The sequence below is a fragment of the Algirhabdus cladophorae genome (assembly GCF_044772865.1).
GTDB classification, from domain to species: Bacteria; Pseudomonadota; Alphaproteobacteria; order Rhodobacterales; family Rhodobacteraceae; genus Algirhabdus; species Algirhabdus cladophorae.
On record NZ_CP173029.1, the window covers coordinates 896,556 to 919,440 of the forward strand.

At 55.1% G+C, this 22,885-nt stretch carries 25 protein-coding genes; 9 read left to right on the forward strand and 16 right to left on the reverse strand.

The annotated features are described in order from the left end of the window. Positions 1 to 34 precede the first annotated feature (34 nt). Genes ACIRQ6_RS04365 through ACIRQ6_RS04380 form a run of 4 tightly spaced genes read right to left on the reverse strand, consistent with a single transcriptional unit; the run spans position 35 to position 3,700 of the window. Positions 35 to 1,222, reverse strand: a complete 1,188-nt coding sequence (locus ACIRQ6_RS04365; protein WP_420862919.1) for an endonuclease/exonuclease/phosphatase family protein — start codon at positions 1,220 to 1,222, stop codon at positions 35 to 37. Then, positions 1,219 to 2,199, reverse strand: coding sequence for a threonine ammonia-lyase (locus ACIRQ6_RS04370; protein ID WP_420863850.1), 981 nt, complete (start codon positions 2,197 to 2,199; stop codon positions 1,219 to 1,221). Before ACIRQ6_RS04370 ends, ACIRQ6_RS04365 begins: the two co-directional genes overlap by 4 nt. After that, a complete protein-coding gene (locus ACIRQ6_RS04375) occupies positions 2,196 to 3,023 on the reverse strand; it encodes an alpha/beta fold hydrolase (protein ID WP_420862920.1) in 828 nt (275 codons plus the stop codon). The genes ACIRQ6_RS04370 and ACIRQ6_RS04375 overlap by 4 nt, the downstream gene beginning before the upstream one ends. Beyond that, positions 3,023 to 3,700 (reverse strand): haloacid dehalogenase type II, encoded by a 678-nt coding sequence (locus ACIRQ6_RS04380; RefSeq protein WP_420862921.1) that lies wholly within the window; start codon positions 3,698 to 3,700, stop codon positions 3,023 to 3,025. The genes ACIRQ6_RS04375 and ACIRQ6_RS04380 overlap by 1 nt, the downstream gene beginning before the upstream one ends. 188 nt (positions 3,701 to 3,888) lie before the next feature. On the opposite strand from ACIRQ6_RS04380, the gene lysM reads away from it, so the two are divergent. Beyond that, on the forward strand, positions 3,889 to 4,323 hold the full coding sequence (gene lysM / locus ACIRQ6_RS04385) for a peptidoglycan-binding protein LysM (RefSeq protein WP_420862922.1): 435 nt from the start codon (positions 3,889 to 3,891) through the stop codon (positions 4,321 to 4,323). A gap of 60 nt (positions 4,324 to 4,383) precedes the next feature. Further along, a complete protein-coding gene (locus ACIRQ6_RS04390) occupies positions 4,384 to 4,779 on the forward strand; it encodes a VOC family protein (protein WP_420862923.1) in 396 nt (131 codons plus the stop codon). Here ACIRQ6_RS04390 and ACIRQ6_RS04395 read toward each other — a convergent pair. Both ACIRQ6_RS04395 and ACIRQ6_RS04400 read right to left on the reverse strand, forming a co-directional pair. Next, entirely contained in the window at positions 4,776 to 5,564 is a 789-nt protein-coding gene (locus ACIRQ6_RS04395; RefSeq protein ID WP_420862924.1) for an enoyl-ACP reductase FabI, read from the reverse strand. The two genes, ACIRQ6_RS04390 and ACIRQ6_RS04395, sit on opposite strands and share 4 nt — an antisense overlap. An 85-nt stretch (positions 5,565 to 5,649) precedes the next feature. Next, on the reverse strand, positions 5,650 to 6,864 hold the full coding sequence (locus ACIRQ6_RS04400) for an NADH:flavin oxidoreductase/NADH oxidase family protein (protein ID WP_420862925.1): 1,215 nt from the start codon (positions 6,862 to 6,864) through the stop codon (positions 5,650 to 5,652). Positions 6,865 to 7,058: 194 nt separating this feature from the next. On the opposite strand from ACIRQ6_RS04400, the gene ACIRQ6_RS04405 reads away from it, so the two are divergent. Further along, the gene (locus tag ACIRQ6_RS04405) at positions 7,059 to 7,235 is read left to right on the forward strand and encodes a hypothetical protein (RefSeq protein ID WP_420862926.1); all 177 of its coding nucleotides are present in this window, start codon (positions 7,059 to 7,061) and stop codon (positions 7,233 to 7,235) included. A 50-nt stretch (positions 7,236 to 7,285) separates the two neighbouring features. On the opposite strand, the gene ACIRQ6_RS04410 is transcribed toward ACIRQ6_RS04405, so the two are convergent. The 7 genes from ACIRQ6_RS04410 to ACIRQ6_RS04440 all read right to left on the reverse strand — a co-directional run bounded on the left by ACIRQ6_RS04410 (position 7,286) and on the right by ACIRQ6_RS04440 (position 12,243). Further along, complete coding sequence (locus ACIRQ6_RS04410) at positions 7,286 to 7,771, reverse strand: fasciclin domain-containing protein (protein ID WP_420862927.1); 486 nt, start codon at positions 7,769 to 7,771, stop codon at positions 7,286 to 7,288. 270 nt (positions 7,772 to 8,041) lie between these two features. Beyond that, positions 8,042 to 8,380, reverse strand: a complete 339-nt coding sequence (locus ACIRQ6_RS04415; RefSeq protein ID WP_420862928.1) for a hypothetical protein — start codon at positions 8,378 to 8,380, stop codon at positions 8,042 to 8,044. Between the two features lie 163 nt (positions 8,381 to 8,543). Then, positions 8,544 to 9,773: a beta-ketoacyl-ACP synthase I gene (gene fabB / locus ACIRQ6_RS04420; protein WP_420862929.1), complete on the reverse strand. Its 1,230-nt coding sequence runs from the start codon at positions 9,771 to 9,773 to the stop codon at positions 8,544 to 8,546. 307 nt (positions 9,774 to 10,080) lie between these two features. Next, complete coding sequence (locus ACIRQ6_RS04425) at positions 10,081 to 10,653, reverse strand: DUF2189 domain-containing protein (RefSeq protein WP_420862930.1); 573 nt, start codon at positions 10,651 to 10,653, stop codon at positions 10,081 to 10,083. Between the two features lie 30 nt (positions 10,654 to 10,683). Beyond that, the gene (locus ACIRQ6_RS04430) at positions 10,684 to 10,854 is read right to left on the reverse strand and encodes a hypothetical protein (protein ID WP_420862931.1); all 171 of its coding nucleotides are present in this window, start codon (positions 10,852 to 10,854) and stop codon (positions 10,684 to 10,686) included. Continuing rightward, complete coding sequence (locus ACIRQ6_RS04435; protein ID WP_420862932.1) at positions 10,851 to 10,991, reverse strand: hypothetical protein; 141 nt, start codon at positions 10,989 to 10,991, stop codon at positions 10,851 to 10,853. The genes ACIRQ6_RS04430 and ACIRQ6_RS04435 overlap by 4 nt, the downstream gene beginning before the upstream one ends. An 844-nt stretch (positions 10,992 to 11,835) precedes the next feature. After that, on the reverse strand, positions 11,836 to 12,243 hold the full coding sequence (locus ACIRQ6_RS04440) for a VOC family protein (protein WP_420862933.1): 408 nt from the start codon (positions 12,241 to 12,243) through the stop codon (positions 11,836 to 11,838). Between the two features lie 183 nt (positions 12,244 to 12,426). Here ACIRQ6_RS04440 and ACIRQ6_RS04445 point away from each other — a divergent pair, with 183 nt between their 5' ends. Continuing rightward, positions 12,427 to 13,155 (forward strand): leucine-rich repeat domain-containing protein, encoded by a 729-nt coding sequence (locus ACIRQ6_RS04445; RefSeq protein ID WP_420862934.1) that lies wholly within the window; start codon positions 12,427 to 12,429, stop codon positions 13,153 to 13,155. A 48-nt stretch (positions 13,156 to 13,203) separates the two neighbouring features. Here ACIRQ6_RS04445 and fabA read toward each other — a convergent pair whose 3' ends face one another. Next, positions 13,204 to 13,713: a bifunctional 3-hydroxydecanoyl-ACP dehydratase/trans-2-decenoyl-ACP isomerase gene (gene fabA, locus ACIRQ6_RS04450; RefSeq protein WP_420862935.1), complete on the reverse strand. Its 510-nt coding sequence runs from the start codon at positions 13,711 to 13,713 to the stop codon at positions 13,204 to 13,206. 173 nt (positions 13,714 to 13,886) lie between these two features. Here fabA and irr point away from each other — a divergent pair, with 173 nt between their 5' ends. Together irr and ACIRQ6_RS04460 are read left to right on the forward strand one after the other, a co-directional pair. After that, positions 13,887 to 14,315, forward strand: a complete 429-nt coding sequence (gene irr, locus ACIRQ6_RS04455) for a Fur family transcriptional regulator Irr (RefSeq protein ID WP_420862936.1) — start codon at positions 13,887 to 13,889, stop codon at positions 14,313 to 14,315. An 83-nt stretch (positions 14,316 to 14,398) separates the two neighbouring features. Further along, complete coding sequence (locus ACIRQ6_RS04460) at positions 14,399 to 14,926, forward strand: REP-associated tyrosine transposase (RefSeq protein WP_420862937.1); 528 nt, start codon at positions 14,399 to 14,401, stop codon at positions 14,924 to 14,926. Positions 14,927 to 14,963: 37 nt separating this feature from the next. Here ACIRQ6_RS04460 and ACIRQ6_RS04465 read toward each other — a convergent pair whose 3' ends face one another. Together ACIRQ6_RS04465 and ACIRQ6_RS04470 are read right to left on the reverse strand one after the other, a co-directional pair. Beyond that, a complete protein-coding gene (locus ACIRQ6_RS04465) occupies positions 14,964 to 18,146 on the reverse strand; it encodes a reductive dehalogenase (RefSeq protein ID WP_420862938.1) in 3,183 nt (1,060 codons plus the stop codon). Further along, entirely contained in the window at positions 18,146 to 18,601 is a 456-nt protein-coding gene (locus ACIRQ6_RS04470) for a MarR family winged helix-turn-helix transcriptional regulator (RefSeq protein WP_420862939.1), read from the reverse strand. The genes ACIRQ6_RS04465 and ACIRQ6_RS04470 overlap by 1 nt, the downstream gene beginning before the upstream one ends. 54 nt (positions 18,602 to 18,655) lie before the next feature. Between ACIRQ6_RS04470 and ACIRQ6_RS04475 the strand changes: the two genes are divergently transcribed. The 3 genes from ACIRQ6_RS04475 to ACIRQ6_RS04485 all read left to right on the forward strand — a co-directional run bounded on the left by ACIRQ6_RS04475 (position 18,656) and on the right by ACIRQ6_RS04485 (position 22,854). Beyond that, positions 18,656 to 19,357 (forward strand): HAD family hydrolase, encoded by a 702-nt coding sequence (locus tag ACIRQ6_RS04475; RefSeq protein ID WP_420862940.1) that lies wholly within the window; start codon positions 18,656 to 18,658, stop codon positions 19,355 to 19,357. Positions 19,358 to 19,473: 116 nt separating this feature from the next. Then, the gene (locus ACIRQ6_RS04480) at positions 19,474 to 21,045 is read left to right on the forward strand and encodes a trimethylamine methyltransferase family protein (RefSeq protein ID WP_420862941.1); all 1,572 of its coding nucleotides are present in this window, start codon (positions 19,474 to 19,476) and stop codon (positions 21,043 to 21,045) included. Positions 21,046 to 21,150: 105 nt separating this feature from the next. After that, positions 21,151 to 22,854 carry a hypothetical protein gene (locus tag ACIRQ6_RS04485; protein ID WP_420862942.1) on the forward strand — a complete coding sequence of 568 codons (1,704 nt, stop codon included), beginning with the start codon at positions 21,151 to 21,153 and terminating at the stop codon, positions 22,852 to 22,854. Positions 22,855 to 22,885: the final 31 nt, after the last annotated feature.

Here is a 22,885-nt window from a genome sequence, read left to right on the forward strand (position 1 = left end):
CGTCTTTATTCCTTTCTGTCTTTCTCCCACACTCCTATAAAAGCCGCATGTGGGCGATGATCTGTCCATGGTCGCTTGCCAGCTTGTTATAAGGCGCTTCGGGGTGTGAGCCGTCGGTCAAATGGTCGTTGAGGACGCTGAAATACTCCATTTCGCCAATTCTGTCTGAATACTCGGGCAGGAAATGGCGTGACATAAAGATCTGATCTATGCTTTCAAAGATGCCGCCAAAGGCCGATGTATAGACCATATCCCGCAAGGATTTGCGCACGAACAGCTTTTCTGCCGAATGCAGTCGCATGGCTTGGATGTCTTCGGTGATCTGGATGTTTTCCTCGCGGGTGTAGCGATCATTGCGGCTTTCTGCGTCGTGGCGCAGCATCCATGCATAGTTTTTGAACGGATGTTCGCCTGCGATAATTTCGGAACTGACAGCGTTTTCACTGTCGTTGAAATCGCCAAGGACCATAACCGGATTGCCCGCGCGCAGTTCTTGCACAATGGCGCCGCGCAGCACCCATGCTTCGGCCATGCGGCGCACTGTGGCGCGCAGACTGCCTAAAGCGCGGCCCACGGGATCATAGTTGGTCAGATCACTTTCAGGGGCAAAGGCTGCGCCATCAGGGCGGGGGTGTTCACCCAGTTTGGATTTGAGGTGGCAGTTGAATACCGTGATGGTTTGGTCGCCCAATGGGATGCGCGCCTTGAGGATGGGGCGCGATAAACGGCTGATCCGAAAAGAGCCGCCGTCGGATCCATCGAGGTCTTGGAAGGGGATTTCTAAAGGGGTTTCAAGATCTTGGATGATTTCCGGCGTACCAACAAAGCCTGTGCGCGACAAGATCGCCACGCCGGGGCGACGTTGACCGGGCGCGCCATCATTGGCGTTTGGCGCAAAGGCGAGCCCTGCATCGGTGTAGGGCGCAAAGGCCAGATGTCGGAATATAGCGCGTTTATGATAGCGTTTTGTGCGGTCGGGGATCACGGTCTCGTTGCTGGCAATACCGCGCAGATCGGTTTCGGCAATGACGGCGCGCAGGCTACTTTCGTCGAAAATTTCTTGAAAGCAGACGATATCCGCGTCCATGGACAGCAGTTGATCGGCCAGCCAGTCCTGCTTCCATGCGTGCTCTTCCGGGGTGTATTCCTGAAAGCGGTAATATTCCTCCGAAGGGCCGATAAGGTTTTTCACGTTGAAACTGGCGATGGTGAAATCGGTCATAAGATGTCTCCGAATTTGGTCAGGGCCATTTGGAAAACAGGCGCATCCACGTTGCCACCAGAGGCCACGGCGATCACAGCGTCCCCTTCGATTGCGTCCCGGTGAAACAGGGCTGCGGCCAAACCAACGGCGCCGCCCGGTTCCAAAACGATCTTGAGCCGGCCCCAAGCCAGGACCATGGCCTTGAGGGCCTCGTCCTCGGTCACGACAACGCCCGGCCCGCATAGCCTGTGCAAAATCGGGAAAGTCAGATCACCGGGTTGTGGCGTGACAATCGCGTCGCACAGGCCGTTTTGCGTGATCACGTTGCGTTCGATTTGGCCCGATATCAGCGAGCGCGTTACGTCGTCGTAATTTTCTGGCTCAACGGGGCGGGCGCGCAGGCCGGGCGCATCTGCCTCTAGGGCCAGTGCGACGCCAGAGGTCAATCCGCCGCCACCGCAGCACACCATCACGTCGCCTTGCGTGACACCAAGTTCAGCGGCCTGTGCTGCGATTTCCAACCCGGTGGTGCCTTGCCCTGCGATCACTTGCGGTTCGTCATAGGGTTTGATCAGGGTCAAACCGCGCTGGGCGGCCAATTCAGATCCAATCTGGTCACGGTCCTCGCTGGCGCGATCGTACAGCACAACTTCGGCCCCCAGTGCACGTGTGTTGTTGATCTTCAGGGCAGGGGCGTCGCGGGGCATAATGATCACAGCGGCTGTGTCATGTTCGCGTGCGGCCAATGCGACCCCTTGCGCGTGATTGCCAGAGGAAAACGCGATCACACCTGCATCCAGTTGTTCGTTGGTCAGGGATGAGACAGCCGACCACGCCCCGCGAAACTTGAACGATCCGGTGTGTTGCAAGCACTCGGGTTTCAGCAACACGCGCCTTCCCGCGATTTTGTCCAGAAACGGTGAGGTCAGCAGCGGTGTTTTGCGAGCGTGCCCGTTAAGGCGGAGCGCGGCCGCGCGGATCATTTCAATGTTCATGTCAGATGCGATATCCATGTGCGAAGGGCGGCGAGGCTGGTGGGTTCGTCCAGAAACGGCACGTGGCCACGATCTGGGACTGTGGTTGCAATCATGTGCGGATGGCGTTTTTGCATGCGGTCCAATGTGTCGGCGCTGAGCAGATTGGAATTTGCACCGCGTAAGCACAGGGTTGGCAGGCCAATCAGCGCCTCAAACAACGGCCAAAGATCTGGCATATCCTTGGTTCGCGCGCTTAAGACCGCATCGCGCAGTTTTGGGTCATAGTTGATTTGCAATCCGTCGGGCGTCTCGCGGTAGTGCATTTCCACTTCGTTTTGCCAACGGCTGGTGGGAACGTTTTGGAAGCCGGGCAAAAGGCTGGCACGCATCTCTACTGCCTCGGCATAGGTCTTTTGTGAGGGGTTGCGCCCTAGGTAGATGCCGATGCTGTCCAAGCCTTCGCTCATCAGTTCAGGCCCGATATCATTTAGCGCAACACCGCTCAGGCGGTCCTTGGCGGTTGCGGCCAAAACCATGGCGATCAGCCCGCCGCGCGAGGTGCCCAATATCGCGGCCTTGTCGAGGCCGAGGTGGTCCAACAGTTCAAAACAGTCGAGGGCCTCACGGGGGATGGTGTATGTTTCAAAGTCGGTCCAGTCCGATTGGCCGCGTCCGCGATAGTCCAGTTTGATTAGTCGCTGTTCGGCCAAATGCGGGGTGACATAATCGAAATCACGGCTGTTTCGCGTGAGCCCCGACAGGCATAGGATCGGTGGGCTGGATCCTGTACCGGTGTCGGAATAGTACAGCGTCACACCGTCAGATGTTCGAAACTTTGCCACTACACGAGGTCCGGGATTGTGGTCAGATCATCAAGGACGTGATGCGGTTTGGCATAAAGCCGGTCCATGGGGTCGCCCGCGCGATTAACCCAAGCGGTTTGGAAGCCGTAGCCTGCCGCCGCCGCAGCATCCCATCCATTCGACGAGACAAAGAGAACTTCGTCTTTGGCGCATCCAAAGTGCGCGCCGACCATATCGTAGACTGCTTTGGCGGGTTTGAACACGCCCACATCCTCGACCGACAGGACCGCGTCCAGCACATCATCCAATACCGCCGAGGTCACAGCACCGTCCAGCATATCCGGGCTGCCGTTTGACAAGATACCGGTCTTAAGCCCTTTTGCCTTGAGTGTGTGCAGCATCTTGGGCACCTCTTTGTAGGCGGCAAGGTTCCAATAGAGCGCCAGCAGATCCTCGCGCAGCATCTCGTCCTCCAGCCCTGCATTTTCTAACGCCCAGTCCAGCCCGTCTTGGGTGACTTGCCAGAAATTGATGTGCTGGTCTGCCGTGGCGCGCAGCCAAGTGTACTGAAGTTGTTTGAGCCGCCAATCACTTGCGACCTGTTGCCATTTCGCAGAAAGGGCGGTTTGGCCCGGTTGGCTTGCCAAAGTTCTGGCCGCTGCGGAGACGTCAAACAACGTCCCGTATGCATCAAAAATACAGGTCGTAATTGCCATGGTTTGCCCCTCTTTTTCTAAAGCCAGCCTAGGCGAATAAGGCCGAAACACAAGGGCCGCAATCGACGGGGAAAAACTCAAAATTAGGCCCGTGACTTCGCAATGATCGCCCTATAGTGTAACATCGTCAACCTCAAGTTGCGCAATGCGGCGTGGATGGCGACACTCACAAAAAAGGGCGGACCATTATGGGACTGTGGAGTTTTATCAAAGATGCGGGAAAATCCATTGGGATTGGCAAAGCAGAGGCAGCCGAGGCGCCATCAGACGCAGTATATGCCGAGATCAAAGATCTGGGCCTCGAGGCTGATGGCGTCACTGTAGAAGTGGAGGGCGACACAGTGAAAATCACTGGCGAGGCCCCCAGCCAAGAAGTGCGCGAGAAGATCATTCTGGCTGCAGGCAATATCGAAGGCGTAGGCAGTGTTGAAGAAACCATCACAGCACCTGACGCAAAGGAGCCTGTGTTTCATACAGTTGAAAAGGGCGAAAGCCTTTGGAAAATTTCGGCTCATTACTTGGGATCTGGAGCGAAATACATGGAAATTTTTGAGGCCAATAAGCCAATGTTATCCGACCCGGATAAAATCTATCCAGGTCAAAATCTGCGTATTCCTGCGTAACGGGACAAACTGTGTTAGACTAGGCAGCAAGGCGGGTTTCGGCCCGCCTTTTGTTTTGTAATGACGGAGGATCAGATGCCCTACACCCACGGAAATGTTCACTGGAGCGAGCTTGCCACCCATGATGTGGACGCAGCGCTTGAGTACTACAAATCAGTTTGCGGCTGGGATATCCAAACCGAAGAGATGCCCGAAGGCCCCTATCATATGGGGCTGGTCGCAGGCGTACCAGTCGTTGGTATTTTTGACATCAAGCAAATGGAAGGTATGCAAAACCTGCCTTCCCACTGGATGACCTATTTGGCTGTGGATGATGTGGATGCCGCGGTTCAAACCACTGCCGACACAGGCGGGCAAGTGATGAAATCGGGCTTTGACGTGCCTCAGGTTGGGCGCATCGCCATCGTTGCTGATCCATCAGGGGCAGTGATTGGTCTGATCCAGCCTGCGGACTAAATATTCTCTGACTGCGGCATGCCCAGTACGTGATAGCCACCGTCCACGCGGATAACTTCGCCCGTGGTGCAAGCCCCTGCATCTGAGGCCAGATAGACAGCTGTTCCTCCCACGGCCTCGAGCGTTGCATTGGATCGCAACGGGCTGTTTTGATCCGTATGTTTGTAGGTTTTGCGCGCGCCGCCGATTGCGGCACCGGCCAAGGTTTTCATCGGACCGGGTGAGATTGCGTTGACGCGAATACCTTGGGGGCCAAGATCATTTGCCAAGTAACGCGTCGCACTTTCCAGCGCTGCTTTGGCCACGCCCATGACGTTATAAAACGGCGTGACGCGGTTAGAGCCTTGGTAGGTCAGCGTCAGCAGCGTGCCGCCCTCAGGCATCAACGCACTGGCCCGTTTGGCCACATCAATAAAGCTGTAGCAGCTGATCGATAGCGAATTTTTGAAGTTCTCGCGACTGGTATCGCTGATCCGGCCGGTCAACTCGTTTTTATCAGAAAAAGCAATGGCATGAACGACAAAGTCCAAGCTGCCCCATTTGGCAGAAATCCCGTCAAAGGCCGCATCCATGCTGGCGTCATCGGTCACGTCAACATCAACCATAAAGTCTGAACCGACGCTTTCGGCCAAAGGGGCGAGGCGCTTGCCAAAGGCTTCACCTTGGTATGTGAATGCCAGCTCTGCGCCGGCCTCCGACATCGCTTTGGCAATGCCCCAAGCGATGGACCGTTCATTGGCAACACCCATGATGAGCCCGCGCTTTCCAGCCATTGAAATCGTCATAGTCGTCCCTCACTCACTTTTGGGTTAAGTGGCGGTTTTGGCGCATAAGGTCAAGGTTGAGCTGATTGTGAGGGGTGGGCCAGAGTCAGCTTTGATCGCGACTATCCTGCGCGAAATGCATCGTCCATAGCGCGCGGCGCTGCTGATCCCTTTGCGTATAGGCAGTAACAGCATCGGACAGCCCAGCGGGTGACAGCATGGCGCCGTCATCTGCGATCTGCGTAATCTGCATTGTGTACCACGCCGTCACGCCCCCTTCGGGTGGATTTTCAAAGTGTGGGAATTTGGGGGTGGGCGCGTGACCTGCCAGCCATTTCTGAGGCAAGTCCGGGTCAACAATCACGGCCCGCGCAAGGCCAATAAGATCAGCGGATCCATCTGTGATAGCTGTTTGGGCTTGGTCGAGCGTTTTGAAACCGCCCGTCACCATTAATGGCTTTGTGGTTTTGGCGCGTGATTGCTTGGCAAAATCCACAAAGTAGGGCCCAAAGCCTGCGCGATCCGAGGACGAAGGGGCACCAGGGAAATATGTTCCACCGCTTATATCGATCAGGTCAACGCTGGTGGCATCCAACACAGCCATAACGCCAAGTGCCTCGTCCTGCGCAAACCCACCTGCCAGTTGATCTGTGGCGTTCAGCTTTACTGCAATCGGAAAATCTGGCCCCACGGCGCGGCGCACCGCATCTACACTGTCCAGCATTAGACGCATTCTGTTGGCCAAGCTGCCTCCATACGCATCGTCGCGTTTGTTGAACAGGGGGGACAAAAACTGGCTGAGGAGGAACCCGTGGGCTGCGTGAATTTCAACGCCTCCAAACCCATAGTCCTGTGCAAGACGGGCAGTGCGCGCAAATTCCGCCGGTAGTTGCTGGATGTCTGAGAGCGAAAGCGCATCACACCTCAGCCCCGGCAAATCAAGCGCGCTTGGGCCTTTCGGAGCACAGATCGCTGGATCTGCCATAGCGCCTGCATGTCCAAGCTGAAGCCAAAGTTGTGTTTTATGATCTAATCCAGCGCGAGCTAAAGCTTTGAATTGGTTTGGATTGGACTGGGTGTTCAAGACCAGATTGCCGGGCTTTTCTGGATAGAGCGCGGTGCCCTGAACCTCACCAACAATAGACAGGGCCAAACCGCCTTCAGCCCAACGTTCGTACAGACGTATTTGCGCATCTGTTGGCCCACCACAGCCGTCACCCAAGGAATCTGACATCGCTGATTTTGCTAAGCGGTTCTTGAGGACAACGCCACAGGGCAGCTTCAAAGGCTGTGCCAAAACGCTTGGGTTTGCAGAACTCATCACCTTGGCTCTCGCGTTCAGTTGTTACGGGCAGACAGTCCGCCGCCTGACATCATTTGTCAATTTGCCGTCGATCTGTGATGCGCATTTGCCAAACTATAAGCGAGTGACTGCATCGGTGTCTTGATCTTTGGGGCAGGGGACGACTACCATCGCAGCAGTCTTTTCTGATCGCCCAAGGGGGGTATGATTTAATGAAACATGTGCCAAAAGATACCACCGACGATGCGTTGATCCAAGAGTTCCTCAACAAGGGCGGAGAGGTCAAAAAGGGCAAGACCAAGCCTTTGGCGGCGGAATTGGGCCTCAGCAACAATGTCTGGAACAACAAGCTGACAAAAGAAGAAAAGGCCGCGCGCGACAAGAAATAGCGCGCACGGCCTTAGGGTTTGGGCGGGCGCTACCCCGATCCCATCCCCGCTTACATGGCGGGGATGATGACTTTGTCGATCACATGGATCACGCCGTTTGACGCTTCGATATCGGCGGTGGTGACGGTTGCGTCATTGACTTTTACGCCATCCATTGTGCCGATTTTCACTTCGGAACCCTGCACTGTCGCGGCCATCATGCCATCGCTGAGGTCCGTGGACATCACTTTGCCAGCGACCACGTGGTAGGTCAGGATTGCGGTCAGCTGGTCTTTGTTTTCGGGCATCAGCAACGTCTCTACAGTGCCTTCCGGCAGGGCAGCAAACGCCTCGTCTGTGGGGGCAAACACAGTGAACGGGCCTTCGCCCTTGAGGGTATCCACCAAACCTGCGGCCGTCAGGGCGGCGGCTAACGTGTTGAATGTGCCTGCAGCCACGGCTGTGTCCACGATGTCTTTGGAGTGGCCACCAGCAAAGGCTGGGGCGCTGATCAAAGCGGCGGCGGTTGTGGCGGCAAGAAAAGTTCTGCGTAGCATAGGGATATCTCCTGATCAGATTTAACAAGGCCCCCAACCTCGTGATTGGGGATTGCAGGAGATACGCACCAAGTTGCGGGGCGGTTTCCGCCGATACTGAAACTTTGGATTTGACCTGTGTTTTCAGCGCCCTAAGCCACGATGATTTACACTTTCAAATAGAGTTTTTGTGATTGATCCAGTTTTAAGATTGCTAAAACCTGTGCTTTGAATGGGTGGGTTGCCCAAGATATTTTGTAGTTTTTTGAATTGCTGAAATTTGACCCTGCTTCAGAACGTTAGGCCTGCACTGGTTTTGCTGACTTGGTTCAACCCCCGCGGTGCTATCCCCTCTTGTGGTAAAGCCGCGTCAGGCGCTTTGGCGTAGTTTGATAGGACTTTTGCTTTGACCTTGAGATCAGTTGGAACTTTCTCTTGCGGTGTCTGGCGGGCTGTGGCGGCCAAACTTTTGGCTTGATGCAAGGCTTTGAGGATCTGCCGTTTTTCACCCTCATCAATGCCAGTCATGCTGACGAGGTCGTCCAAATACGTCACGACAGCAATCAGGCTTGGTAGATGGACCGCATAAAACGCCAGATTGAAGCGCCAACAAGCGGGGTCTTTTTCCACAGCAGCTACGCTGTCGTCCAGATCAGGACCAAGGGTTCCGATTGCCCTGCAAGACCGACGGTATGTTCTGGATCTTTGGTCGATCAGCCTTTTTGGCGGAGCAAGTAAAGACAGCTGCTTTGCTTTGCTATCCTGACTCAACCGCCACTATAGGTTTGACCTGTCAGTCTTGGAACTTACTCATCAGCATCGACCCGTTCGTCCCACCAAAGCCAAAGGAGTTGGTCATCACCGTGTCCAGCCCTGCGTTGTCTACGCGGGTGGTGGCGATCTCGGATGGGTCCAGCGCGGGGTCGAGGGTTTCGACGTTGATCGACGGGGCTATGAAGTCGTCACGCAGCATCAGCAGGCAATAAATTGCTTCTTGGGCGCCAGTGGCGCCTTGGCTGTGGCCTGTCATGCTTTTGGTGGATGAGATGGGTGGGGTGCTGCCTTGGCCAAAGACGCGGCGCACGGCTTCAACCTCGCCCACATCGCCGACGGGTGTGGATGTGCCATGGGCGTTGATGTAGCTCACCTTGCGGCCTTCGGGTATCGATTGCAGGGCAAGGCGCATGGCCCGCTCGCCACCTTCACCGGAGGGTGCGACCATGTCTGCGCCGTCTGATGTGGCCCCGAGCCCTGTGACTTCGGCGTAGATTTTTGCGCCACGGGCCTTGGCGTGCTCGAGGTCTTCCAGCACAACCATGCCGCCGCCGCCTGCAATCACGAACCCGTCGCGGTTGGCATCAAAGGCGCGCGAGGCTTTGGTGGGCGTGTCGTTGTATTTGCTGGACATGGCCCCCATGGCGTCAAACAGGCACGACAATGTCCAATCCAATTCCTCGCCGCCGCCTGCAAACATCACGTCTTGCTTACCCATCATGATCTGTTCTGCCGCGTTGCCGATGCAATGCAGCGAGGTCGAGCAGGCCGATGTGATCGAATAGTTGATGCCTTTGATTTGGTAGGCCGTGGCCAAGTTCGCGCTGATGGTTGAGGACATGCACTTGGGCACAGCGAACGGCCCAATCCGCTTGGTGGCACCGGATTTCAGCACGGTTTGGTGGGCTGCAAACATCGCGGATGTGGATGGCCCGCCTGAGCCTGCGACAAGCCCTGTGCGCGGGTTCACAACGTCGCTTTCTTCAAGTCCCGCATCGGCAATCGCTTGCTCCATCGCGATATAGGCATAAGCCGCACCCGCGCCCATAAACCGCAGTTTGCGCTTGTCCACATGATCGGTGATGTCCAGCTTCAGCGTGCCCGCGATCTGGCTGCGAAACCCGTGTTCAGCCATAGTTTCACTGGCAACAACGCCGGAAGTGCCTGCCTTGAGGGACGCTGTCACCTCGTCTGCGTTGTTTCCAATGGGGGAGACGATCCCCAAGCCAGTGATGACGACGCGACGCATGTTGTGAGTTCCCTTTGGTAGCTTTGGCCCCGTGTGTAATTCACGGGGCTGGAGGGGGCAAGGTGTGGTGATGAATGTGGGATATTACAGGGCCGCGAAAATGCGGGGCGCGGACTGTGATGCAACGAATGGCTGCTCTTAGCCCTCTCGGTGCAAGTCGCGGGCAAACCGGACCTGTGTCGCCCGTGCGTCGCTGACCGTTCACTAAGTCGGTCCACGTCAGAAACGTCACACATTCGAAATCGGAAAAAATTCCCTTAGCGTGTTTTCTATTCGGAGATGTCTGACAGAGCAGCGTAAAAAGGCCTTACACCGTTTCATCCGAAAGCCGTTCATAAAGATGCCAAGTCGCATGGCCAAATATCGGCATCGCGATAAACAGGCCAAAGAAAAACGGCAGCATCGCAAGGAAGGTCACAAACCCTATGAACAGACCCCAAAGTACATAGCGTAGAAAACTGTCTGCGACTGCCGCAATTGAAGTCAAAATGGCCGTGATAAAGTCAATGTCTCGATCAACCAGCATCGGTATGCCGTGGATGCCAATGGCGAAAACCAATGAGGCAAATAGCCCGCCGATGATGGTCCCTAAGGTGATCATCATTATGCCCTCGAATGACAACAAAACAGTGAAGGATGGTGTTACGTTAGTCATTGGCGACAAGCCCAAGAAGAGGGCGAAAATCATATGACCGAGGAATAACCAAAATAGAAAGATAACGATAATGAGTGTAGCCAGCCACGGCAGTTGACCAAGCCTGAGAGACCATACGAACTGGATGACCTCGGACAGCTTTACAGGGGTGTTGGTTGAAAGACGTCTACTCACTTCGTAAAATCCGACCGACGTCAGGGTTCCGATCAATGGGAAGGCCAACACAGCCAAGACCAGCCAAAAAGTGTGGCCCGACTAGTAGGTGATCAGACCAATCGCCATGCCAGCCAAGGCAAAGAAACTTGCGTAAAACAGCGAAACACATGGGGCCGCGAGAAAGTCTTTTACTCCAAGGACGAGGCAGGATCTGAAGTCGTCCAACGTTGGTTTGCGCAGGATCGGTATCTGTCGAATTGCGCGCGTCATATGGCTGTCGAATGGGCCGTTTGTGGGCTTGCAAAATTGTAGACAAAACTGGCGATGATCCGCACCAAAGGCTTTGCCCAATCGTGCATCGCTAACCCGTCAGGGTTCAGGAAAAAGACATCTGGAAACGTGCGCATCAACTGCACATTGATGCAGTGAAGGGCGCTGTGATCATTGGGGTATTGGCTCGAAGCAGTCTGATAGGTTTGCAAAGATGGCCGGATCTAGTTGCGTGTGACATCGGTTTTTCATTCCGATGCTATGCTTCGTCGTCAACGCGGTGCTGACGTTTGGGTTGGGAGGGGCGATTGCAGGGCATGGTATGCCCCGGATCCGACTTCTGGCAGTTGCCCCAAAGCGCAAAGCCTGGGGAAAAGGGTGGATCATCGGACCGAGCCGCTCGCTTTTTCCCAAACAGGTCTGGGCGATCCGCGCGCGGCGCTGCTTTTGCATAGGGCTACAAAGGTCGATAGCACGGTATCTTACCTTGGGCTTGAGTAGAAAGATGCCCTGAGCATTGCTGAGCGGATCATCTTCTAACCCATTTTGGCGGAGGGCATGCGCCGTAAGATGGTTTAGAACAGGCCTAAGACGTCGTGGCGGCGAAAGAGAAGTGAGAGCGCCAAGTTCCAACCTTCTGTGTCAGATCTTGGGTACATTTCGTGAACTTTGAAGTTCGTGAAGTCTCTCTGACAATTGCGAGACAGACCCCAAGGTCGGTTCCGTCCTGCGCTCGTCGGGTTGCTAAAACATTCAGCTAGGGCGCTGTTTGGATTTGATCCCATTAAGCCGCACTGAATGGCCGCAATGATGACCTTGGCTGTCACGCCGCAGGGAACTGATGCAGCCTCTAATGAATGCTGCGTCAGCAAAAGGTGGGATTGTCCGTAAAGTATCCACTTGCGACACCAAAACTAAATTTGACCGTCTGACAGGCACCGGTCCGTTAGTTCGCTTTGATAAATCCAATCTATCTATTGCCTAAACAATCTGATGCACTTCAATGACGTTCCCATCCGGGTCGTAGAAGAAGACTTGGTGCCAGCCTTTGACGGCATTGCTGCCCCAATCCGAATAGGGCACGTCGTTTGCGTCCAGATGGGCCATGAAGGCTTGGATGTCATCTGTGCGGTAGGCGATGTGGCCGCGCTCCAGTGGATTGACGACTTGGCCTGAACGGAACGAGTTCAACACATCGCGCGGGGTCAGGTGCATTTGAATTTCGCCGTCGGTGACAAAGGACACATCACCGACCAATCCCTTGTCCGTGTTCAAAGGCGGCAGTTCGGCTGGGTCTTCGTCCCCTAAAGTAAGAATGTCGCGGTAAAAGCGGTCCATGGCCGACACATTGGTCGAGCATAGGTTGATATGATGCAGTTTGAGTTTCATGGCGCAAAGCGTGGCTTAGAAAATGCAGGCGTGCAAGAGGCGCAGACCTGCTTGTCATCTTGAGAACTGGTTTCCTTCACATCTTCGCCCTTTTCTACTTTTATGCGTGGTCTTAGGGACATTGGTTAGGCAACTGGCCTGCTGTTTTGTGAACAAACACTCATGCGTGGTGAGGAACAGCACATGAAGCTTACAGTGATTTTGGGCCTTGTTGGCTGCGCGGTAGGCTTTTGGATATTGCAGGACGTCGCACCTGATCTGTCCCAGCTGTCGGGCAAGGATCTAAACCGTCTGGAACAGGAACAAAAAGCGGCTCAAGTGACCCGTATTTTCGAAGAGGTCGCGCCGCTTACGCCGCCGCAAGAGGTTCAGACCTGTATGGATCTTGATCATCCGGGCGTCATGGTTGGCCGGTTTTGCAGACGGTTTGAGGCGCAATCAGTCAACCTGCGCACGACCAAAGATATTCCAGTGGCCGCTTTGCGCCAACTGCCAAACATGACTCAGATCGAGGCCTCTGGCGCCCGTTGGGCCAGTCTGACGCCTTTACTAGAATTTCCGAATCTCACGGTCTTGGATCTGCGGTATAGTACGTTTCAGGATTTTAGTGCGCTGGGCAGTTTTTCCAACCTCCAAGCGCTAAGCCTCAGCAAATCCAACTTTACCGAAGTTGCGCTGATCTCTGACCTTTTAAACCTACAGGTCTTGGACTTGGCGGATCTGCCTATCCGCGATCTGTCTGCGTTGGGCAATATGCCTAAGCTGCGCGAGGTCTACCTGAGTGGAACGCAGGTTTCGGATCTGTCGCCACTGCTGGGGCTGGAAAACCTCCGCATTCTCGACGTAAGAGATACAGCCGTCGTGGACTTAGGCGTGTTTGAGGCAAGGGACGGTCTGACGATTTATCAATAGCCTGGTCAGGCCGTTTGTCCTTTGCCGGTCTTCCACAACAGGTTTTGATTAACTCTCGCTTAGCGCCACTTTCATGTCTTTGACTTGATAGATCACCTCACCGTCCGCTTCGACGATGCCGTCGGCCACGCCCATCGTCAAGCGACGTGTTTGGATGGCTTTGGTGAAGTCGATTTTGTAGGTCAGCATTTTGCGATCAGGCCTAACCATGCCGGTCAGCTTGACCTCGCCCACACCCAAGGCATAGCCGCGCCCTTGCCAGCCGCGCCAGCCAAGGTTGAACCCTGTCAGCTGCCAAAGCCCATCAAGGCCCAGACATCCCGGCATAATCGGATTGCCTGGAAAGTGGCAGTCAAAGAACCACAGCGAGGGATCGATATCAAATTCCGCGACCACGTGGCCTTTGCCATGCGCCCCGCCATCGCCTGAAATATCGGTAATCCGGTCCATCATCAGCATGGGCGGCATTGGCAATTGAGCGTTCCCTTCGCCAAAAAGCTCGCCCTGGGCGCATTTGATAAGGTCGTCTTTGCCAAAGCTGGTGGGAAATTGGGTCATAGTCGGGGGGTGATCCTTCGTGACGTGGGACGGAATGATTTCGAGACCCTCTAGCATCGCTGTGGGGCGTCGCGCAAGCTTGGGACAAATTGACCCAAGCGAGAACGATTCTCAAAAGACGTTGAAAGATAAACGCATTTCGCCATATAAGAAGGAAACCCAAGGGAAAAACGATGCAGCATACGGACACAGCGACAGCAGCGCAGCGCGGTACCACATGGTTGGCCCAAGGTGATCTGCGCCCGACGCGGCAACGCGTGGCTCTGGCTACTTTGCTGGTCGGGGATGGCTGCGATCGTCATGTAACGGCCGAAAGCCTCTATGACGCGTCGAAAGACTGCCCTGAAAAGGTCTCGCTGGCGACGGTGTACAACACCTTGCGTGCCTTTTGTGAGGCAGGTTTGATGCGCGAGATTACCGTGGATGGCTCGAAAAGCTATTTCGACACTAACATGTCGGACCATCCGCATTTTTATTGGGAAGACACTGCCACGCTGACCGACGCTCCGGCAGAGGATTTGCAGATTGCCAAACTGCCAACAGCGCCAGAAGGTGCCGAGATTGCGAAAGTTGACGTGGTCATAAGGCTGCGCAAACGCTAGGTTTTTCCAACAGATCTACAATTTTGACAGAAATTTCCGCGCGTTAACGCGACAGTAATCCGCTGCATGCAATGACTACCTGCATGTCAAATGTCACACACATCGCCAGTCCGTTGGGGCTGTATTATTTCAGCCTTCGCTTGGCGGATCCGCGTGCGCATTATCTGGTGCATCATATCGATCATTTGCGCACCTGTGTGTCGCTGGCCAGGAAGGCACGTCCGTTCGAAGTTTTGGATGCTGTTATCCTGCCGGATCAGTTGCATATGATTTGGCTCTTGGGACCGGAAGATACGGACACGAGCCCCCGATTGCGTCAGATTAAGTCCAGTTTCTCGCGCCACTTGCCCGTGTCTGAATTCCTTTCAGATGCACAAAAACGGAGCCGCGAAAAAGGTATATGGCAGCGCGATAACAGTGAAGTCCGCTTGCGGGATCTGGCCGACTACGAGGCCCATCGCAGCTATATGTGGCGCTTGCCGGTTGCTATGGGATTGGTGGCCAGTCCAAGTGATTGGAAGTTTTCATCGATCCATAAAAATGGTGCTGCAGAAGAAACCACCGTCCACTCGCGGTTTAAATTTCAGCGGACTATGTCGCGCACCGCTTAACGCACGGATAAGTGTGTCAGGGCACTGGTTTGCACGCTCAAAGGTCCAATGTGATAACACCGTCTTTTTCTGCGGCACGCGATTGGCAAAGGATCATTTGATCCGCACGATCAGCGTTGGACAGGACAAAGTCCCGATGTTCCACCGCGCCGTCCAAAACCTTGCATTTGCAGACACCGCACAATCCGTCCGAGCATTTGATGTTCACCATAACCCCTGCAGCCAACAGGGCGTCTGAGGGCGTTGTGTCCGCATCTACGTTGACTGTTTTCCCAGATTTGGCCAGCTGGAAGGTGAAGGGCTGGTTGACATACTCCGGTGCCTCGGGGACTTCGAAATACTCAAGATGGCGGTAGTCCTCGCCAAAGCCGTTGGCGTCGGCGGCTTGCATTACGGCGTCCATATACACCTCTGGACCACAGGCATAGACATGAGCCCCCTCGATCTGTGCCAATATGCCGTGCAAATCCGCACGGTTGCCCTGATCTGAGGCATGGATATGTAACCGATCTGCCCAAGCAACATCTGAAAGATCCGCTAGAAAGCCAGCTGTTTCGCGGCTGGAAACAGAATAGTGCAGTGCAAAGTCACGCCCTAATGCGTGCAACCGATGGGCCATGGCAATCATCGGCGTCACACCAATGCCGCCCCCCATCAAATACGAGAACGGCGCGTCCTCATGCAGCGGGAAATGATTGATCGGCGGCGTGATATGCACCCTGCGTCCTTGGGTGAAAATCCGGTGCATTAACTTGGATCCGCCCCGTCCTTCATCTTCGCGCAACACAGCAATTTGATACTTGGACGTGTCCGCGGGATCCCCGGACAAGGAATACTGGCGCAAAAATTCAGGGGCCACCACCACGTCGATGTGCCCGCCTGCGGTTGCTGCAGGCAAAGGACCACCATCTGGCAGGCTGAATTCGTATTTTGTGACCATTGGCCCCATGGTTTCGACCTTGCTGACAATCGCACCGATCACAGGTGAAGGTTGCAAATGGCCGGAATATTCATGCTCGGGCGGTTCGCCCCGAGCCCTGCGTTTTTTATGTTCATCGGCTGGGATCATTTCTGCATAGGCCGCAATCCCAGCCTCGCGGTCTATGGGAAACGGATAGGCATAGGGCGGCGGCGCAAGCGGGGCGGGATAGACCGCCAGTGTTTGATCCTCGAACTTGAGGTCCAGATCCTTTTGCAAGGCGCGTTGGTTCACGGGATGCGGACTGGGCCGATAGGCCCCATCATCGATCATTTCCAGATCCCACCACCATTTTTTGAGCGTATTGATCTCGCCGTTGCCCACAAAATCATCCAGCTTGGCCAGTGCCTTGGCCGCCCCCGGGGCGGTCATCGCCAGTTTGCGAAATGGCGCTTCGGCAAAGAGCCCCTCAAGATTCCAAGGACAGGTTTTCATGCACCGGCCACACATGGCCCCGTTTTTTTGTGCAACGCGGTACGTTGTGCATTTTTGGCTGTCAGATTTCCAAATTTCATAGCCGTTAAACATCAGTTTCGGGCCGGCTGTGATCGCGCCCGAAGGGCATTCGCGCGCGCATTTATTGCAGGCCTCGCAAAACCGTTGCAGCCCAAAATCAATCGGCTTGTCGTGCTCCATGGGCATGTTGGTGGTCACGATACCTGATTTCAGGCGCGGCCCCAAAAATGGGTTCAGGATCACTTCGCCAATCCGACTAACTTCGCCCAACCCTGACAGCAGCAAAAGCGGGGGATGCAAGACCTCGTCATCCATCACCGAATGCACTCGCGCGGTATAGCCCAAGTTGCGCAGATGTTGGGCCAAAACCCCACCCAATAAGGAAAAGCGCAAATAGGCCCGCATTGATTGCGCGCAGGCAATCCAATCGTCGCCCGATGCGCCTTCCATAGTTTCATGGCCTTGATCAATAATCATGGAAATGGCGTTCGAATGATAGGGCGTGATCGGCTGACCCGCCGCGTCATGGCTGTAGTAGGTCCAATCGGGGCAGGCGCTGACACCCGCGGCATCAACCCCCAAATAGTAGAGCGCCGCTTTGATATTGGCCGCGTTGCGTTTGGGGTCGTGGGTCGCGGGATGCACTGGACCTGCATCCCCGTCTTGCAGCAAAACAAATGCCGCCAAAGAGGGCCGAAATGCAAAGGCAGAGGCGGACTTGCGCACATAATTGCCGTTTTTGGTGGCGTCTTGTACGGATTTGCCCATGTCGCCAAACAGGCCACGGGCAAACAGATTGGCGCGCTTAGGCACCCGGGCCACGTTGGGCGCGTCTATGTAGGTGGTTGGTTCGTCGACCCGCTTAAGGGTCTCAAAGGGGTGCGGGCCTTTAACATAGGCGCGGGCCTTATAGGGGTCACGGTTGCGTTGGTTTTTTGCGTGCGCGCCGAGGCCGGTTTTGTAACTGCTGGGAACCACTGCGTCGGGGGCCAGTGGCCGATCTGGCGCGAGGTTCATGGTGGTTGTCAGCACAGATACCGAATATTGGGTCCCTAAAAACGGGTTGCTCAAATCGGGTTTCGCCAGACCTGCGGCTATTGTGAGCGCATTCAGATCCACATCAGAGGCCGCCATGGAATGCGCGCGTGCGTCATAGCCGAGGCTGCGAATATAGGCGGCCAATGTCACCGCAGTTTCCGAAGCGCGCAGGCAGGCCCGATGCGCTGTGGCATCCTGGATCCAGTCTGCGCCGTCCTCATCCGCGGCAGGTGCGCGGGGATGATCGTACAAAAACACTAAGGCGTGGGTGTGATCCACAATCCCTTCTGGGGGGGCGGCCATGCTTTCGCGCAGGGAGGCCATGACCACATCGATGCCCGCAGCAAGGCTTTTGGGTTGCATCGTTGCCAATTTTTCGGCCAAGCGATCTACATCTGGGTTCGTATGTGGCGTGGCAAGTCGCGCGCTGTTTGGAATTTCGCAAGAGCCCACCATAGCCGCGTCGCAGTAATATCCAAAGGCCTTGAGATGCTGCGCCCGTTCGGTCGGATCATCCGGGATTTCTGCGATTTCGGCTTTGATCAATCCCCGCCGCGTGGCATCCAGCATGGCTTGGTAATCCTGCATAGCGTTGACGATAGACAGCGGATCTTGAGGACGGCGAAACGAAATTGGGCTGCTAGGGTGTGAATGGCTTAGATCCAAAACATCTGTGCGTTTGAGCTTTTCCAAAGGATAGCCGCCAAGATGTACGGGCCGATTTTTATAGCTAAAGACCTTACCCATCAGAACTTGGCCAGTTCGATGTTTTGCCCTGCATGCAGTTTGGCCAACAGCGATTTCAATTGGCGCATCTCGGCCGTTTTGAGGTTGTCGGACATGATCTTGTTGTTGGCCTCGGCCATGGGGATGCCTTGGCGCAAAAGGTCGTGACCGCGTGAGGTGATGACGACCGTGGTGGTGCGTTTGTCAGATATACCACCTTGGCGCGCGATCATTCCGGCTGTTTCCATGCTTTTGAGGGTGCGGCTGGCGGCGGTGCGATCAATGCCAACAAAGGCCGCAATTTCTGACGGATGTTCAAGGTTCTCCACCCCGACAGCCAGCAAAACGCACCAGCTGATCCGGGTCAGGCCGAGGGTTTTGAGGCCATCGTCCAATCGTTTTTCCTGAATTCGCGCGGCGAGTGACAATTGATAGCCCAAAGACTGATGAAGGTGATAGGGAGGCGATGTTGTCATACCTCAAAGCGTCTCGCATCTGGTAAGACGTGTCAATTGATCAAGGAGCCTTCGATGCCCAATATTTCCGGTATTCTGTTCGACAAAGACGGTACTCTTTTTGACTTTCAGGCCACTTGGGGTGTTTGGACGGCGTGGGTTCTCAAAACGCTGGCAGATGGGGACGCGGAGCTGGAAAATCGGATGGCACAGTCCGTGGGCTTTGATCTGAAAGGGGGTCGTTTCGAGGCCAGCAGCTTGGTCATAGCAGGCACGCCCTTGGAGATTGCGCAGGCCTTGGCAGGGCCACTGGGGCATTCTGATCCGGCAGCCTTGCTGGCAACGCTAGACAGTTTGGCTGCCGCTACACCACAGGTTGAAGTCACACCGCTTGCTGCGCTTTTTTCGAAACTAAAGGCGCGCGGGCTGGACCTTGGGATTGCGACCAATGACAGTGAGGCACCGGCGCGTGCCCATCTCGAGGCTGCGAATGTCACACGATACCTTGATTTCATTGTAGGATCAGACAGTGGCTATGGGGGCAAACCCGAGGCGGGCCAATTGCATGGGTTTTGCACGGCGATGTCCTTGGCCCCCGAGCAGTGCATGATGGTCGGCGATAGCACGCATGATTTGGGGGCAGGGCGTGCAGCAGGGTTTTATACGGTTGGTGTTTTGACGGGGCCTGCGACCCATGACGTTTTGCAACCCTTGGCGGATGTTGTTTTGCCCTCGATCGCTGAATTGCCGGGCCATCTGGATCAGATTGCTGGTTGATCTGGCACCAAACTTGAGGCCGCCTGCCTGATGCGACAAAAAATGTCGGTTTCGGTCAATTCATCTAAGGGATAGCGGGGTTGTCTGGTCAGGACCACGTGAAAAGGAATGTGACCATGAGCCCCGAATCCGAAGCCGCCGCGCCAAAACGTCGTCGTGGGGGGGGACGCCGCGGTGCGGCAGATCGTCGAGGCAGTGCTGTTATCGAACAGATGCCATGGAAAATTCCCTACAATACGGACGCCCCAACCGAACCTTTGACGCCCGAGGGTGTGGAGGCAGTGCATGACGGTGCCATGCGCATTCTCGAAGAAATCGGTATCGAGATTTTGAATGCCGAAGCCTTGGAAATTTTTCGCAAAGCAGGCTGCACCATTTCCGGTGAAAACGTCCGTATGGGCCGCGATATGGTCTTGGAATACGTGGCAATGGCCCCTTCAGAATGGACGCTGACGCCGCGCAACCCGGATCGCACATTGCCCGTAGGGGGCAACGCGATGATCTTTGGCAATGTCTCCAGCCCACCGAATTATTGGGATATGTCGCTGGGCACTAAAGTGGCCGGCACCCGCGAGCAGTGTGCGAACTTGATGCGGCTGACCCAGTATTTCAACTGTATCCATTTCGCTGGGGGCTATCCGGTTGAGCCTGTGGATATTCATGCCTCGGTCCGGCATTTGGATGTGATGTATGACAAGCTTTGTATCACTGACAAAGTCGTGCACACCTATTCGCTGGGTAAAGAGCGGGTCGAGGACACCATGGAAATGGTGCGCATCGCAGGGGGACTGACCCACGAGGAATTTGACGCCACACCGCGCATGTATACCAACATCAATTCCACATCTCCGCTCAAACACGATATTCCGATGCTGGATGGCTGGATGCGTATGGCGCGGCGTCGTCAGGGTCTTGTGGTCACACCGTTTACGCTGGCGGGTGCCATGGCGCCGGTCACGATGTCGGGTGCGGTCGCGCAATCACTGGCCGAGGGTTTGATTGCCGTTGTGCTGGCCCAGATCATCAGCCCTGGTGCGCCCTGTGCGATTGGCACGTTTACCTCGAACGTAGATATGAAATCCGGCGCGCCTGCCTTTGGAACGCCAGAATATATGCGGGCCACGCAAATGACGGGGCAAATGGCGCGGTTTTACGGGCTGCCGATGCGAGCCTCGGGGGTTTGTGCAGCCAATGTGCCAGATGGCCAAGCCATGTGGGAGACCTCAAATTCGCTGTGGTCGGCCGTGCAATCGGGTACGAACATGGTTTATCACGCGGCGGGTTGGCTGGAAGGCGGGCTGATCGCCAGTCCGGAAAAATTCATCATGGATTGCGAGATTTTGCAGATGATCCAGCGCTATTTTGACCCCGACATTTGCAAAACCGGCCCGGATGAGATTGCGCTGGACGCTATCGCCGAGGTCGGCAACGACGGGCATTTCTTTGGGATCCAGCACACGCAAGATCGCTATCAAACAGCGTTCTATCAACCGTTCGTCAGTGATTGGCGCAACTATGAGGCTTGGGAATCTGCCGGTGGTGTGCAAACGCCAGAGCGCGCGCATCACCTCTTTCGACAGATCATCGATACCTTTGAAGAGCCGCCTTTAGATGTGGCAATCAAAGAGGAATTGGCGGCCTTTGTAGCCATGCGCAAAGAAGAAGGCGGTGCGCCCACAGATTTCTAAGCGTCTTCTGCGCAAATGGTGCTGAATTCCAGACTGTGAGGCGCAGGCGCCAACCGCTAGGGTGTCTTAACGTTCCTTAAGTCGAGACATCCGATGACCCAAGACATGCGCCACCGTTTCCTTATGCTAAGTTTCGGCGCATTGGCGGGATTGGCGTTTTATCTTTTGTTTGAATGGTTGCCGGATGTTGTCCCCCATCAAGCCAGCTATTTGGTTCTGACCACTTGGGCGCTGGTGTTCGGGATTGCGGCGCTTGCCAATGCAGGGCCAGTGTCCCTGGCCCGCTCTGTGATCGGGGCAGGGGCCTTGGCCACGGTCATGAGCCTGCTGATGGTTTCGGTCTATGGGCGCTTTGGCGATTTGAACGCAATGTTTGATACGGGTCACCCGATTTTTGCAGCGATTGTAATTGGCTTTATTGCGTTACCCTTTCTGTCGGCCCTAGCGATGGCCCGGGGATCGTGGCGTGATTATGCCTTGCTGTTTAATCTGGCGTGGGGGGCTGTCACCCGTACGATTGCAGCCTGTGCTTTCACCGGTGTGTTTTGGGGATTACTGTTTCTTTCCAATGCGTTGCTTAAGCTTGTTGGGCTAGATGTCATTCAGGATTTCATTGACACCGATGGTGTGCCTTGGGTCTTGTCCGGGGCAATCATGGGCATTGCCTTGGCACTTGTGTTTGAGTTGGAAGACTACATTTCGCCCAACCTGATCTTGCGGATGTTGCGATTGTTTTTGCCTATGGTGTTGCTAGTGGTGCTTGTCTTTTTGGTGGCCTTGCCGGTGCGCGGGTTGTCCAATCTCTTTGGTCATTTGTCGGCAGCTATGATTTTGATGGGTATTGCGATTGTGGCGATTGGTTTGGTCAGTACGGCCTTGGGGCAAACGCAGACCGAAGGTGTCCAACAACGGGCAATGAAAGGAATGACCCAAGCCTTGGCGGTGGCCGGGGCCTGCGTTGCAGCTTTGGCGGTGTATGCGGTGGCTATTCGTGTTGGGCAATATGGCTGGACACCGGAACGTTTGGCCGCGTTAACGGTGGCGTGTGTGACCTTGGCTTATGGGATGGTCTATACGCTGGCGATTGCAGCACGTGGCGATTGGGCGAGCCGAATTCGGCAGGCCAATATTCGATTGGCGTTGGTTGTGATGGCCACAATTGCGGTTTGGATGACTCCACTGTTAAATCCCCAAAAGATTGCAACCAACAGTCAGATTGCACGCTATCAAGTGGGCATCTTGCCATCGGAATTGCCGCTTTTTGAGATGCAGCGGGACTGGGGAATTGTTGGCCGGAATGGGCTAGAGCATTTGGCCGAATTGGCACAGGCGGCTGACGACACGGCAGTTTTGTCGGCTATTGAAAATGCCCGTGAGGCCAAAACCCGTTATGCTTTCAAACAATTGCAGCTCAAGAACGAGAAACCTGCGATAAAGGCAGCTCTTAGTGAATTTCCACAAGGCTCTGGCGGTGCCGAGGCACTTTTGCAGGCGCTGCCGCGTTGGGAATTGGACATTTTGCACCGGGATTGCGTTTTACGCGATACTGCGAACTGCGTTTTGATCACAGGGGTGTTTCAGCCGGGTTTTACGGGTCTAGAACTGTTGCTGATCGTGCCCCAAGGACCAAAATCGGCGCGTCTGACGCGGTATAAGATAGCGGATGGAGTTGCAAACTCCTCGCGAGGAAATACTGTTATGCTTGATCCAGACACTTTGACGGCGTTGCTTGAGGGGGAATTTAGGATCGCCCCCTCTTCGGCGAATGCCATCTGGGTCGGGGACACAGAAATAAATCCTTACAATTAGAACTGTTCGGAGTTTCTTAAGGCTCTATGGC

Excerpts from the sequence above, each read along its gene's own strand:
- ACIRQ6_RS04365 (WP_420862919.1), bottom strand. The coding sequence starts at position 1,222 with ATGACCGATTTCACCATCGCCAGTTTCAACGTGAAAAACCTTATCGGC.
- ACIRQ6_RS04445 (WP_420862934.1), top strand. The coding sequence starts at position 12,427 with ATGAAGCTTACAGTGATTTTGGGCCTTGTTGGCTGCGCGGTAGGCTTT.
- ACIRQ6_RS04440 (WP_420862933.1), bottom strand. The coding sequence starts at position 12,243 with ATGAAACTCAAACTGCATCATATCAACCTATGCTCGACCAATGTGTCG.
- ACIRQ6_RS04400 (WP_420862925.1), bottom strand. The coding sequence starts at position 6,864 with ATGAGTTCTGCAAACCCAAGCGTTTTGGCACAGCCTTTGAAGCTGCCC.
- ACIRQ6_RS04390 (WP_420862923.1), top strand. The coding sequence starts at position 4,384 with ATGACGGAGGATCAGATGCCCTACACCCACGGAAATGTTCACTGGAGC.
- ACIRQ6_RS04435 (WP_420862932.1), bottom strand. The coding sequence starts at position 10,991 with ATGCGCACGTTTCCAGATGTCTTTTTCCTGAACCCTGACGGGTTAGCG.
- ACIRQ6_RS04410 (WP_420862927.1), bottom strand. The coding sequence starts at position 7,771 with ATGCTACGCAGAACTTTTCTTGCCGCCACAACCGCCGCCGCTTTGATC.
- ACIRQ6_RS04470 (WP_420862939.1), bottom strand. The coding sequence starts at position 18,601 with ATGACAACATCGCCTCCCTATCACCTTCATCAGTCTTTGGGCTATCAA.
- ACIRQ6_RS04380 (WP_420862921.1), bottom strand. The coding sequence starts at position 3,700 with ATGGCAATTACGACCTGTATTTTTGATGCATACGGGACGTTGTTTGAC.
- irr (WP_420862936.1), top strand. The coding sequence starts at position 13,887 with ATGCAGCATACGGACACAGCGACAGCAGCGCAGCGCGGTACCACATGG.
- ACIRQ6_RS04395 (WP_420862924.1), bottom strand. The coding sequence starts at position 5,564 with ATGACGATTTCAATGGCTGGAAAGCGCGGGCTCATCATGGGTGTTGCC.
- ACIRQ6_RS04430 (WP_420862931.1), bottom strand. The coding sequence starts at position 10,854 with ATGACGCGCGCAATTCGACAGATACCGATCCTGCGCAAACCAACGTTG.
- ACIRQ6_RS04370 (WP_420863850.1), bottom strand. The coding sequence starts at position 2,199 with ATGAACATTGAAATGATCCGCGCGGCCGCGCTCCGCCTTAACGGGCAC.
- lysM (WP_420862922.1), top strand. The coding sequence starts at position 3,889 with ATGGGACTGTGGAGTTTTATCAAAGATGCGGGAAAATCCATTGGGATT.
- ACIRQ6_RS04460 (WP_420862937.1), top strand. The coding sequence starts at position 14,399 with ATGTCAAATGTCACACACATCGCCAGTCCGTTGGGGCTGTATTATTTC.
- ACIRQ6_RS04480 (WP_420862941.1), top strand. The coding sequence starts at position 19,474 with ATGAGCCCCGAATCCGAAGCCGCCGCGCCAAAACGTCGTCGTGGGGGG.
- ACIRQ6_RS04475 (WP_420862940.1), top strand. The coding sequence starts at position 18,656 with ATGCCCAATATTTCCGGTATTCTGTTCGACAAAGACGGTACTCTTTTT.
- ACIRQ6_RS04405 (WP_420862926.1), top strand. The coding sequence starts at position 7,059 with ATGAAACATGTGCCAAAAGATACCACCGACGATGCGTTGATCCAAGAG.
- ACIRQ6_RS04465 (WP_420862938.1), bottom strand. The coding sequence starts at position 18,146 with ATGGGTAAGGTCTTTAGCTATAAAAATCGGCCCGTACATCTTGGCGGC.
- fabA (WP_420862935.1), bottom strand. The coding sequence starts at position 13,713 with ATGACCCAATTTCCCACCAGCTTTGGCAAAGACGACCTTATCAAATGC.
- ACIRQ6_RS04485 (WP_420862942.1), top strand. The coding sequence starts at position 21,151 with ATGCGCCACCGTTTCCTTATGCTAAGTTTCGGCGCATTGGCGGGATTG.
- fabB (WP_420862929.1), bottom strand. The coding sequence starts at position 9,773 with ATGCGTCGCGTCGTCATCACTGGCTTGGGGATCGTCTCCCCCATTGGA.